General features: G+C 45.6%; 11 protein-coding genes and 1 riboswitch. Of the genes, 4 read left to right on the top strand and 7 right to left on the bottom strand.

Annotated features, from left to right (window positions below):
* Positions 1-7: 7 nt before the first annotated feature.
* The 5 genes from parC to nudF form a co-directional block, all read right to left on the bottom strand.
* Positions 8-2263 carry a DNA topoisomerase IV subunit A gene (parC, locus tag Xentx_RS10825; RefSeq protein WP_074020251.1) on the bottom strand — a complete coding sequence of 752 codons (2256 nt, stop codon included), beginning with the start codon at positions 2261-2263 and terminating at the stop codon, positions 8-10.
* Positions 2264-2329: 66 nt separating this feature from the next.
* Entirely contained in the window at positions 2330-4225 is a 1896-nt protein-coding gene (parE, locus tag Xentx_RS10820; protein WP_074020250.1) for a DNA topoisomerase IV subunit B, read from the bottom strand.
* Positions 4226-4298: 73 nt separating this feature from the next.
* The gene (yqiA, locus tag Xentx_RS10815; protein WP_074020249.1) at positions 4299-4907 is read right to left on the bottom strand and encodes an esterase YqiA; all 609 of its coding nucleotides are present in this window, start codon (positions 4905-4907) and stop codon (positions 4299-4301) included.
* The gene (gene cpdA, locus Xentx_RS10810) at positions 4907-5749 is read right to left on the bottom strand and encodes a 3',5'-cyclic-AMP phosphodiesterase (RefSeq protein WP_074020248.1); all 843 of its coding nucleotides are present in this window, start codon (positions 5747-5749) and stop codon (positions 4907-4909) included. The genes yqiA and cpdA overlap by 1 nt, the downstream gene beginning before the upstream one ends.
* A 97-nt stretch (positions 5750-5846) precedes the next feature.
* Positions 5847-6488 carry an ADP-ribose diphosphatase gene (nudF, locus tag Xentx_RS10805; RefSeq protein ID WP_074020247.1) on the bottom strand — a complete coding sequence of 214 codons (642 nt, stop codon included), beginning with the start codon at positions 6486-6488 and terminating at the stop codon, positions 5847-5849.
* 218 nt (positions 6489-6706) lie between these two features.
* On the opposite strand from nudF, the gene tolC reads away from it, so the two are divergent.
* From tolC to Xentx_RS10790, 3 genes are all read left to right on the top strand, one after another.
* Positions 6707-8071, top strand: a complete 1365-nt coding sequence (tolC, locus tag Xentx_RS10800) for an outer membrane channel protein TolC (protein WP_074020246.1) — start codon at positions 6707-6709, stop codon at positions 8069-8071.
* Positions 8072-8258: 187 nt separating this feature from the next.
* On the top strand, positions 8259-8930 hold the full coding sequence (locus Xentx_RS10795) for a DUF1190 family protein (protein ID WP_208607574.1): 672 nt from the start codon (positions 8259-8261) through the stop codon (positions 8928-8930).
* A gap of 6 nt (positions 8931-8936) precedes the next feature.
* The gene (locus Xentx_RS10790) at positions 8937-10097 is read left to right on the top strand and encodes a glutathionylspermidine synthase family protein (protein ID WP_074020245.1); all 1161 of its coding nucleotides are present in this window, start codon (positions 8937-8939) and stop codon (positions 10095-10097) included.
* A 5-nt stretch (positions 10098-10102) separates the two neighbouring features.
* On the opposite strand, the gene ygiD is transcribed toward Xentx_RS10790, so the two are convergent.
* Both ygiD and ribB read right to left on the bottom strand, forming a co-directional pair.
* The gene (gene ygiD / locus Xentx_RS10785; protein ID WP_074020244.1) at positions 10103-10879 is read right to left on the bottom strand and encodes a 4,5-DOPA-extradiol-dioxygenase; all 777 of its coding nucleotides are present in this window, start codon (positions 10877-10879) and stop codon (positions 10103-10105) included.
* A 350-nt stretch (positions 10880-11229) separates the two neighbouring features.
* Positions 11230-11883 (bottom strand): 3,4-dihydroxy-2-butanone-4-phosphate synthase, encoded by a 654-nt coding sequence (gene ribB, locus Xentx_RS10780; protein WP_074020243.1) that lies wholly within the window; start codon positions 11881-11883, stop codon positions 11230-11232.
* A gap of 117 nt (positions 11884-12000) precedes the next feature.
* A riboswitch (FMN riboswitch) is annotated at positions 12001-12190 on the bottom strand.
* Positions 12191-12345: 155 nt separating this feature from the next.
* On the opposite strand from ribB, the gene ubiK reads away from it, so the two are divergent.
* On the top strand, positions 12346-12621 hold the full coding sequence (ubiK, locus tag Xentx_RS10775; protein WP_074020242.1) for a ubiquinone biosynthesis accessory factor UbiK: 276 nt from the start codon (positions 12346-12348) through the stop codon (positions 12619-12621).
* Positions 12622-12658: the final 37 nt, after the last annotated feature.

Raw genomic sequence — 12658 nt, 5'->3', positions numbered from 1 at the left:
TTGCAGCTTAATTGCTTGTATTGCGAACTATTTCAACGCGCTCAATACGCTGTAATCCACGAGGCAGAGACGTTCCCTTACGCCCTCTCTCGGCTCTGAATTTCTGTAAATCTTCAGGGTGAAGTAGTAACTTGCGTTTGCCAAAGTAAAGTGTGATTGAAGATTGTGGCGGCAATACCAGTAACCAAGCCAACATATCTTCGCCTGATACAGCCTGTGCCGCTGGGATGGAAACAATCTTATTACCTTTGCCCTTTGAAAGCTGCGGCAGATCAGCCACTGGGAACATCAACATACGACCCGCTTTGGTAATCACCAGTAACATATCATCCTGTTCGTTGTTGATCTCCAATGGCTGCATCACCTTAGCATTTTCAGGCAAAGTAATCATGGCCTTGCCTGCTCGGTTCTTGGCAATCAAATCATTGAAAGTACATATAAAACCATACCCTGCATCAGATGCCATCAAGAATTTTTGTTCTTCTTTCGCCATCAAAAGATGCTCAACCGATGCCCCTACCGGCAACGCCAATTTACCCGTTAACGGTTCTCCCTGCCCTCTGGCTGATGGCAAATCCAATGGATCAACGGAATAACTGCGCCCTGTGGTATCAATAAAGACCACAGGCTGGTTACTTTTACCACGCACCGCACTGCGGAAGCTGTCACCAGATTTGTAATTCAAGCCAGCCGGATCAATCTCGTGCCCTTTCGCACTACGTACCCAACCCATCTCTGACATGATGACAGTAATCGGCTCAGATGGCAGGATGTCGTGATCACTCATCGCCCTCGCTTCCGTGCGCTCTTTCAGTGGGGAGCGACGGTCATCACCGTAGCTTTCGGCATCGGCAATAATTTCTTTTTTCAGTAACGTATTTAACTTACGCTCAGAACCCAAGATTGCCTGAAGTTTGTCACGTTCTTTCGCCAGTTCATCCTGTTCGCCACGGATTTTAACTTCTTCCAGTTTTGCTAAGTGACGTAATTTCAGTTCAAGAATAGCTTCTGCTTGCGTTTCGGTTAATTCAAAACGCTGCATCAATATTGACTTCGGATCATCTTCATTACGAATAATATGAATGACTTCATCAATATTAAGGTATGCTGCCAGCAAACCTTCCAGGATATGCAAACGCTTAAGCACTTTTTCCAGGCGATGGTTCAGGCGATTACGCACTGTTCCACGGCGGAAAACCAGCCATTCACTGAGGATCTCAACCAAGCCCTTAACCGCAGGACGGTTATCCAGACCGATCATGTTGAGATTGACGCGATAGCTTTTTTCCAAATCGGTGGTTGCAAACAGATGGTTCATTACCTGCTCGACATCCACGCGGTTAGTACGCGGAACAATCACCAAGCGGGTTGGATTTTCATGATCAGACTCGTCACGCAGATCATCCACCATCGGTAACTTCTTCGCTCGCATTTGGCTGGCAATTTGCTCCAGTACTTTCGCACCAGATACCTGGTGAGGCAAAGCCGTGATGACTACGTTACCTTCTTCTTTCGACCAAATTGCCCGCATCCGCACCGAACCGCGACCATTTTTGTAGATCTTGCGGATATCTTCTTTTGACGTGATAATCTCCGCTTCTGTTGGGTAATCCGGCCCTTTGACATATTCCATCGCCTCATCAAGCGATAGATCAGGCTTATCCAACATGGCTATCAGTGCATTCGCTACTTCACGAGCATTGTGTGGCGGGATGTCGGTCGCCATACCAACGGCAATGCCCGTGGTGCCATTAAGCAAGATATTAGGCAGACGTGCAGGCAAACACTTAGGCTCCTGCAATGTACCATCAAAGTTTGGCACCCAATCTACTGTTCCTTGTCCCAACTCAGCCAGTAATAATTCGGCATACTTGGACAAACGGGATTCGGTATAGCGCATCGCGGCAAAGGATTTTGGATCATCTGGCGCCCCCCAGTTTCCTTGTCCATCTACTAATGGATAACGGTATGAGAAAGGCTGTGCCATCAAAACCATGGCTTCATAACAGGCCCCATCGCCATGCGGGTGATATTTACCGAGAACATCACCGACGGTACGGGCAGATTTTTTAAATTTGGCGCTGCTGCTCAGCCCAAGTTCTGACATCGCGTAGACAATACGACGCTGAACAGGCTTTAAGCCATCACCGATAAAAGGCAACGCCCTGTCCATGATGACGTACATGGAGTAATTCAAATAGGCGTTTTCAGTGAATGTGTGAAGCGGCTGACGCTCCACACCGTCGTGAGTTATCTCACTCATGTATTAATTTCCTCAGAATCTGCATTGACTACCTTTGCGCTGTATTTATGCATTTAATCTTATGCGCTAAATTTCGATATTGATGGAATCGCCCTTCTCTTGCAGCCAATTACGGCGATCTTCTGAACGTTTCTTCGCCAGAAGCATATCCATGACTGAGAGAGTTTCTTGATAATTTTCATCGTCGATAGTCAATTGCACCAGACGGCGAGTGTTAGGATCTAACGTGGTTTCACGCAACTGCATTGGGTTCATTTCACCCAACCCTTTAAAGCGTTGAACGTTCGGCTTACCCCGTTTGCGGCTCAAACGATCCAGGATGGCGCTTTTTTCCCCTTCATCCAGTGCATAATACACTTCTTTGCCGAGGTCGATGCGATACAGCGGCGGCATGGCCATATAAACATGCCCGCGTTTCACCAACGTCGGGAAGTGACGGACAAACAGGGCACACAGCAATGTTGCAATGTGCAATCCATCGGAGTCTGCGTCCGCCAGTATGCAGATTTTACCGTAACGCAGTTGACTTAGATCGTCACTATCCGGATCAATACCAATCGCAACAGAGATATCATGAACTTCCTGCGAAGCCAGCACTTCATCCGAAGAAACTTCCCATGTGTTCAGGATCTTTCCACGTAGTGGCATGATCGCCTGAAATTCACGATCACGAGCTTGTTTCGCAGAGCCACCCGCGGAATCCCCTTCCACTAAAAACAGTTCAGTAACATTGAGATCTTGTACAGTACAATCTGCCAATTTACCCGGCAAAGCAGGGCCATTGGTCAGCTTTTTGCGTACCACTTTCTTCGCCGCACGCATTCTACGTTGCGCACTGGCAATCGCCATTTCAGCAAGTTGCTCCGCATCTTGAATATGCTGGTTCAACCACAAGCTGAATGCATCTTTCACCACACCGGAAACGAAAGCCGCAGACTGGCGAGAAGAGAGACGCTCTTTGGTTTGGCCAGCAAATTGCGGATCTTGCATTTTAAGGGATAGCACATAAGCACAGCGATCCCAGATATCATCGGCAGAGAGTTTAACCCCACGCGGTAACATATTGCGGAATTCACAGAATTCACGCATGGCATCCAACAAACCTTGACGCAAGCCGTTAACATGCGTACCGCCTTGTACCGTTGGGATCAGGTTAACGTAACTTTCCGTCAATAATTCTCCGCCTTCCGGTAGCCAAAGCACTGCCCAATCGACCGCTTCAGTATCTCCACTTAATGTGCCGACAAAAGGCGCTTGTGGCAATGTTACCAGCCCATTGACGGCTTCTAACAAATAATCTGTCAACCCATCGGCATAACACCATTTTTGCTCGGTATCGTTCAGTTTGTCCTTAAAAACAATCTCAACTCCCGGACACAGTACCGCCTTGGCTTTCAGTAAATGAGTCAAGCGAGTGGCAGAAAAACGGGGCGTGTCGAAATAGCTCTCATCTGGCCAAAAATGGACACTCGTTCCGGTGTTGCGTTTACCACAACTGCCGATGACTTCTAACTCTTGTACTTTCTCACCATTTTCAAAGGCGATTTGGTGTACCTGACTGTTACGACGAACCGTTACTTCCACGCGCTTGGACAGGGCGTTAACCACCGAGATCCCAACCCCATGCAAGCCGCCAGAAAATTGGTAATTTTTGTTGGAAAATTTTCCCCCTGCATGCAGGCGGGTCAAAATCAATTCAACAGCAGAAACTTTTTCTTCAGGATGGATATCAACCGGCATACCACGGCCATCATCTATCACTTCCAGAGACTGATCGCTGTGAAGGATTACTTCAATATGCTTCGCGTGACCAGCCAGAGCTTCGTCCACACTGTTATCGATCACTTCCTGTGCCAGATGGTTCGGGCGGGCTGTATCAGTATACATTCCGGGACGACGACGAACTGGCTCCAGGCCACTGAGGACTTCAATGGCCTCTGCGTTGTAACTAGATTGAGTCATGTTGTAATTCTGTCGGTTGCTTCGTTATTAGAGGGCCAATCAGTATTGATATACTGTTGATAATACCAGTCGCTTACCTATTTTTGGCAATTTTTTTACTATTGCCACTGGTTAGCCCCAAGAAGTCAATGATTTGAGGGAAATAATATTCGAAGCCAATAAAAGCATGATTCCCACCAGATTCAACTGTTTGTCGGCACTGCATCAGGTAAGCAACGGCCTGACGGTAATCGAGCACTTCATCCCCTGTTTGCTGCAATAACCAAATAAGATCAGGCGATTCCAGCGGGTCAATGTGCATCACTTTGAGGTCATGGATGTGGCTTAGTTCGAGAGTATAGCGCTCTTCGGTATAGGGATTCACGTTTTCCCCAAGATAATTCTGAAGCAAGTCGAAAGGACGTACCGCTGGATTGACAACCACGGCGGGCAAACCAAAGCACTGGGAAAGCCAGATAGCCAGATAACCGCCCAGGGAAGAACCCACCAGCCCGATATTTTCACCAGCGTGCTCTATCACCAGTTCTTCCAGTAAGATGGCCGCATCTTCAGGATAAGGGGGTAACTGCGGCACCAGCATGTCAATTTCAGGGTGCTGCTGGTGCAACCACGTTTTCAGCGCATTCGCTTTCGCTGATTGAGGGGAACTATTGAAGCCATGTAAGTAAAGTAATATTGACATTAATACCCGTCCGAATCTAAATCCGGGCAAAACTCGTTATTCTTAAGCCTGTGAACCTGTGTCTGCAATTTCGCTTCTTGATTATTGCCGGCCACAGACAGTTCGAGATAACGCCATCCCGGAGCCACTGTATCAAGCATAAAATTAGTACAATGAGGCTTAAATTGCACACAGGTTGACGGTGTTGCCATAACACGAATGCCGTTCCATATTTCATCAACTTCTTGATGGATATGCCCACACAGTATAGCTTTCACCTGGGTTTTGCCTTTCAAATATTCTGATAATTCAGGCGCATTACGCAGACTGTGCTGATCCAGCCATGTGCATCCAGACGGAATCGGGTGATGGTGAAGCATAATAATTGCCTCGCGATCACTGTGTTCATCCAGGCATTTTTTCATCCACTCAAGCTGATAATCCGTCAATTCACCATGAGGAACACCTTGCACCTGACTGTCCAGCATAATCAACTGCCAATGCTGTCCGATAAATATCTGCTTGGAAGGTGAAATGCCTGCTGCTGCCAACGTGTCAACCATCGCGGGTTGATAATCATGATTACCGGGTAACCAAACACAAGGTGCAGGTAAACGAGCAATGCCCTTAGCAAAATGCTGGTAAGCATTGATGGTCTGATCCTGTACCAAATCACCTGTCGCAACGATCAAATCAATATCGAGATCTTGCTGCAAAATCATATCCAATACCGCATGATAACTGCGATAGGTATTGACTCCCAGCAATGAGTCTCTCTTATTAGCAAAAAGGTGTGTGTCGGTAATTTGCAGTATTCTGGCTGTGGCGCCTTCTGCCACAGGTACTTCAAGCAGGCTTTCCAAAAGGTTTCCTTTTCCTGTCGATCATAAGGATTATTTTAACGTGTCTTTATGCAAAAGATCTGCTGACTGAGGCACACTTCCTATTTTCCAACGTAAATTAGGAATTATTCCCCAACCACTTTTTCCTAAGTTTTTCATGGTGCAATGCCAACCACTGTATTGCAATAACTGAAGCTGCATTATCAATAATGCCCTCTTCTACCCACTGATAAGCTTGATCTCGACTCACAACCAGAACGCGGATATCTTCATGCTCACCTTCCAGACCATGAATCCCTGAAGCAGTGGCGGCATCAACTTCACCGACAAAGATATGCATGCGTTCTGTCGTACCGCCAGGGCTGGAAAGATAACTTAATGCAGGCTGGCAGCGCTTAACCTCAATCCCTGCCTCTTCCACTGCTTCGCGACGGACGACCTGTTCAGCGTCTTCTCCCTCTTCGATCATGCCGGCAATCACTTCCAGCAGCCATGGCGTATGACTGGTTTCAATTGCCGGAATACGGATTTGTTCAATCAAAACAACTTGATCGCGCACAGGATCATAAGGCAACAAAACGCCGGCATGACCCCGTTCAAAGACTTCTCGTTTAATAGTTTCACTCCAACCACCGCAAAATAGGCGATGCTTGAATTGATATTCTGTCATTTTAAAAAAACCGCGATAAAGCGTTTTTTGAGAAATAACTTCGACATCTTGTTTAGTAAAAGTATATGGTAAGGCAAGATTTTTACTCATAAAATCCCCTGATTAGTTTTTAAAATTTCCTATTATTAAAAGGTATTTTTTCATATTGATCTAAATAAATTCATCTTGATGATACAAACAAGCAGAAAAATGAGGCAATATGGCACAAACAGCCACCCTACCCTGCTGGCATTCTCTGCTAGAATCTATGGTATTAGTTTTTATGCAGAGGCAACCTAAGCAAAATAGCTGCACAACAAGGAACGCAAATGAAAAAATTGCTCTCTCTTTTTATCGCTATGAATCTGGTAGGTTTTAGTACTTCGAGCTACGCCGCCGATCTTCTCCAGATTTATCAGCAGGCGAAAGAAACCAATCCCGAATTACTTAAAGCACAAGCTGATCGCAATTCAGTGGTTGAAAAGATTAATGAAGCTCGTAGTACTTTATTGCCTCAGTTGGGTCTGAGTGCAGAAGTTAATTATGGTAAGGGCTTTCGCGACGCCAGAAATTCAGAATCTCATGATACAGGTGCTGGTCTGCGACTGACTCAAACTATTTTTGATATGGCGAAATGGAATCGACTCAGTCAATCAGAAAAAAATGCTGGTATTGAAGACATCAAATTTCAAGCAACTCAACAGCAATTAATTCTCAATACTGCGCAAGCCTATTTTGACGTTCTGAATAAAATTGATACATTGACCTTTACCGAAGCTCAAAAAGCCTCACTGTACCGTCAACTGGATCAAACCACTCAGCGTTTTAATGTCGGTTTAGTTGCCATTACCGACGTGCAGAATGCCCGCGCCCAATATGACTCAATTCTGGCAACCGAAGTTTCTGATCGCAACAATCTGGAAAACGCGCTGGAAAAACTGCGCATGATTACGGGTACTTACTATCCGCAGTTGGCTGCATTGAATATTGATCAATTCAAAACTAAACAACCAGAACTGGCTGATAAAGTGCTAAAAGAAGCAGAAACCCGTAACCTGAATCTGCTGTCAGCCCGCTTAGTGCAAGATTTAAGACGCGAGCAGATCAAAGAAATGCAGACAGGCTATATGCCAACGGTTAATTTAACCGCAAGTACAGGTGTTTCTAACAACCATACACGCGGAAATCAACGAACAGATGAATACAGCGGAAAGAATTCCGTAGGGTTATCTTTAAGTTTACCTCTATTCAGTGGCGGAGCCACTTATTCTCAAGTAGAACAGGCAAAATACAGTTTTGTCAGCGCCAGTCAGGATTTGGAAAATACGTATCGTAAGGTCACACAAGAAGTACATTCCTCCACCAATAACATTGCTGCTGCGATCAGTAGTGTTGACGCCAACAAACAGGCGGTACTTTCTGCACAAAGTTCATTGGATTCAATGGAAGCAGGCTATCAGGTAGGAACCCGTACCATTGTTGATGTGCTGGAATCGACAACTAAGCTTTATCAAGCCAAACAAAATTTGTCTAAAGCACGTTACGATTACCTGCTTTCCCTGTTACAGAACAAACAGGCACGTGGCACATTGAATGAAAATGATTTGATAGAGTTGAACAAGATGTTAGGTGCACAAATTTCAACCTCTGCCAGCAGCATTATTAAAGAAATGAAAACGCCGTCAGTTCGCTGATTTAATACCCTATCGTTCTCGATTGAAAAACGTTATATTAAAAACGCTATACTAATTAAAGAAAGCAGCCCACGATTTTGTGGGCTGTTTTTTAACACATCCCTGAGAGCCGCTCCCATTGGGCACGATAAATGGGGTATGCTCTTAATCTTAATCAAAGACCTTCAAGATGGATGCCCCTATGACAATGAAACGGACAAAACAGATAAATCGCGATTCTTTTCGCAAAACGTGGCGAAGCTATCGCCTGACACCTGTAGCGCTTGCTGTCAGTGCTGTCTTCATGCTTTCTGCCTGTGAACAAAACGATGAAACGGTGTCACTCTATACCAATGCCGATGAGTGCTCGCAGGCGAATCCTTCTCAAAGTGAACAATGCAAGACCGCCTACAATAATGCTCTGAAAGAAGCGGAAAAAACCGCACCGAAATATGCAACTCGCGAAGAGTGTGTGGCTGAATTCGGTGAACAACAATGTGCGCAAGCCCCTGCTCAAGCGGGAGTCGGTCAGGCTCAGGCACAAAGCAGTAGCAGCAGTTTCTGGATGCCTTTGATGGCTGGTTATATGATGGGACGCTTAATGGGCGGCAGCTCTGCACCATCACAACCGCTGTTCACATCAAAATCGGCTTCCAGCCCAGCGAATGGCAAGTTTGTTGATGCGACAGGTAAAAGCTATGGCCCTGCTACCGCAGGTGGTCGCAGTATGACTGTGCCAAAAACGGCAATGGCACCAAAACCGGCAACCACAACTACGATTACCCGTGGTGGATTTGGTGAATCCGTGGCGAAACAATCTGCCATGCAACGTTCGTCCGCCAGCTCAAGTTCCAGTTCTTCCCGCTCTATGGGTGGTTAATTAAAAATGAAACGCATTGGTATTACCGAGCGCCCGGATTGGCGCGAAAAAGCAGCAGAGTTTGGTTTTAATTTTCATACCATGTATGGTCAGCCTTACTGGAGTGAAGAAGCTTATTACCAGTTCACCCTGAACCAAATTGAAGAAATTGAAGATGCAACAGCAGAACTGCACCAAATGTGTTTGCAAGTCGTGGAAAAAGTGGTCGATAGTGAAGAGTTACTGACCAAATTCCAGATCCCAAAACACTGTTGGGAGTTTGTCCGCTCTTCATGGGTAACCAGCCAACCTTCGCTCTATTCCCGTTTGGATTTAGCCTATGATGGCAAAAATCCCCCCAAGTTGCTGGAAAACAACGCCGATACCCCAACATCTCTGTATGAATCGGCTTTCTTTCAGTGGATCTGGCTGGAAGACCAGATGAATGCAGGCAATCTGCCGTCAAATGCCGATCAGTTCAACAGCTTGCAAGAAAAGCTGATTGAGCGTTTTGCACAGTTACGTGAAAAACATGGATTTGGCCTGCTGCACATGGCCTGCTGTCAAGATACTGAAGAAGATCGAGGCACAATCCAATATTTGCAGGATTGTGCCGCGGAAGCCGATGTTCCCACAGAGTTCCTGTTTATTGAGGATATCGGGCTAGGTGAGAAAGGGCAGTTTACTGACTTGCAGGATCAAGTGATCAGTAACCTGTTTAAGCTGTATCCGTGGGAATTTATGCTGCGTGAGATATTCTCTACCAAGCTGGCTGATGCAGGTGTCCGTTGGCTGGAGCCAGCATGGAAAAGCATTATCTCCAACAAGGCGCTGCTGCCAATGCTGTGGAAAATGTTCCCAAATCATCCTAACTTGCTGCCTGCCTATTTTGCGGATGAACGCCCTTCAGATATGAACAGCTATGTCATTAAGCCTTTGTTCTCCCGCGAAGGTGCCAATATTCGCATCATTGAAAATGGCCGTGAAATCGCCAGCGCGGATGGCCCTTATGGGGAAGAGGGCATGATCATCCAGCAGTTCCACGAATTGCCGAAATTTGATGGTAACTATACGCTGGTTGGTAGCTGGTTAGTAGATGATCAATCTGCGGGTATCTGTATCCGTGAAGACCGTGAGTTGATTACTCAAGATTTGTCACGCTTCTACCCGCATATTATTTTGGATTGATTCAATCAGCCAATCTGAATCGATAACATACTTAAAGAGCCGTCTTCAATCCCATCAACGGGTGTTGAAATCGGCTCTTTTTTATTCCATGTCCCCATCACATACAGTAATGGCAAGAAATGTTCCGGTGTTGGGTTAGACAATCGACCATCTTCCCTATCCAAAGCATTAAATAGGGGATGAGGCTCTTCCAGACTAGTTAAACTTTCACGCACAAACTGCTCAAAAGAGAGTGCCCAAGGAAAAGATTCTGCCCCCAGTTTTGCGGCTGGCAGGTTATGCACAATATTCCCGCTCCCCATGATTAAGACGCCTTCGTCTCGCAGTAATGTTAGTTTTTTACCTATTTCATAATGAAAAGACGCAGGTTGATTGCGATCTATGCTCAGTTGGACAACCGGAATATCGGCATCAGGATACATTTTTGCCAATATCCCCCAAGATCCATGATCCAATCCCCATTTTTCAAAATCAGTTTCAACCTCAATCGGTTCAAGAATATCCTGTACCAATACAGCCAGTTCAGGAAAACCTTTAGCCGGATACTGTTTTTCATGCAATTCTCTGGGAAAGTTACCAAAATCGTGGATAGTTCTGGGCTGTGCCATTGCCGTCACGGCTGTACCATTCGTGTACCAGTGCGCAGAAATCACCAGAATCGCCCTTGGCCTAGGTAATTTCTTCCCTAATTCAAACCAAGCGCGTGAGTAACAGTTATCTTCAATGGCATTCATTGGACTGCCATGACCAATTAACAGAGCAGGCATTCTCAGGAGACTCATTTTCGCCCCTTATACAACAAATTAAACATTCGAATAATAAATTCGGATTATGATAAAAAAATTATGACAGGATTAAGACATTCCTTCCTTGAATATCGTCAATCAAAAATGATGGAGTGTCTTAGAAATACTGAAAGGCTACAAGGTGTGGACTGTAGCCTTTCAAAGTACATGCGTATGTCTCCCCCGTCTTTCAAGCTACCATACAACTGCATGGCAACCCAAAATCGGTTGAGTATAACCGATATTTCCTGCCCTAATCTGTTCTCTATCCAAATTAAAAAACAGTATTACAGGCGAGTGCGGCGTGTCTCCCGCTAAAATGTTACGCGTTTATATAGGAAAACCCATTAGCTGGCTGCTTTTGCCATTTTTAAGCGGTAATCGACTAAATCTTCAATAGTCACTACCGGCATATTATGCTGTCTTGCAAACTCAATCACTTCAGGAGCGCGAGCCATTGAACCATCGTCATTGGTCAATTCACATAGCACTCCCGCTGGTTTGAACCCTGCCATTTTGACCAAATCAATGGTCGCTTCGGTATGACCACGACGGGTTAAAACCCCTCCTGGTTGCGCGCGCAGAGGAAAAACGTGTCCAGGTCGGCTCAGATCACTGGGTTGTGCATCATCTGCAATAGCGGCTTTGATCGTGGTAATACGATCTGCCGCGGACACACCCGTTGTCACGCCTTGTGCAGCTTCAATTGAGACGGTGAAAGCAGTTTGATATTGGCTTGAATTGTTTTCCACCATCATGGGCAATTTTAACTGCTGGCGGCGCTCTTCAGTCAAGCACAGACAAACAATTCCACTGCCGTGACGAATAGTTAACGCCATTTGCTCTACCGTCATTGTTTCGGCGGCAAAAATCATGTCACCTTCATTCTCACGATTTTCGTCATCCAGTACCATCACGCCTTGACCCGCACGCAAAGCAGCAAGCGCACGTTCAACACGTTCAAATGGCGTCCCATATGAGGAAAGTAGCGTCTGATTCATGGTAAAGAAACCTCTCTTAATGTATGGATTACCAGAATCAGGGCAATTTTGAGGAGTTCGTGCTGCACAAAAATACGGCAACAGAAACAACAGACGAGCGCGAGCACTCGATTGAGCTGTTATTCTCTCCCATCCGGACTATCACCGTCGGCTCCAGAATCACACTGGATCTGCTGACCTCTGTTTTATCTCCAAAACAACAAAAAGATAATGACGACAAACAGAGCGCTCGCGGGCTTCATAAAATAATCATTCGATATTTCATGTTACCGCCGGTAGGGACTTTCACCCTGCCCTGAGATAAACAATTTCACTATAGCGCTAATAATCGGCAGGAGCAATCAGCAAAATCAAATATGAAACCTAGCTCTCAATCATTTATGCTTTCGTCATGGGGTATTAAAATACTACCAATAGGCTTACGCTATAAAACACAATTACATTATATAAAGGATGATCATCATGCTCGATCCAAAGAAAATTGAACAAATTGCTCGCCAACTCCACAACGCCATGCCGAAAGGTGTCAAAGAATTTGGCGATGATGTGGAAAAAAAATTGCGTGCTGTTCTGCAATCCCAGTTGAGCAAGTTAGATCTTGTTAACCGTGAAGAATTTGATATTCAGACACAAGTCTTGTTGCGCACCCGTGAAAAATTGGCTGCAATGGAACAACGCTTAAATGAATTGGAAGCTCGTCTCGAAGAAGCAGACAAGAAAGCACAGCAAGCTGAATAATGTGGTGTGAGAGGAATGCCGTAAGGAGAATTGTGTA

Origin of the sequence: Xenorhabdus thuongxuanensis (assembly GCF_001908095.1) — a bacterium.
Classification (GTDB): domain Bacteria; phylum Pseudomonadota; class Gammaproteobacteria; order Enterobacterales; family Enterobacteriaceae; genus Xenorhabdus; species Xenorhabdus thuongxuanensis.
The sequence above is the reverse complement of the archived record's forward strand: the minus strand, read 5'-3'. Positions and strand labels throughout refer to the sequence as shown.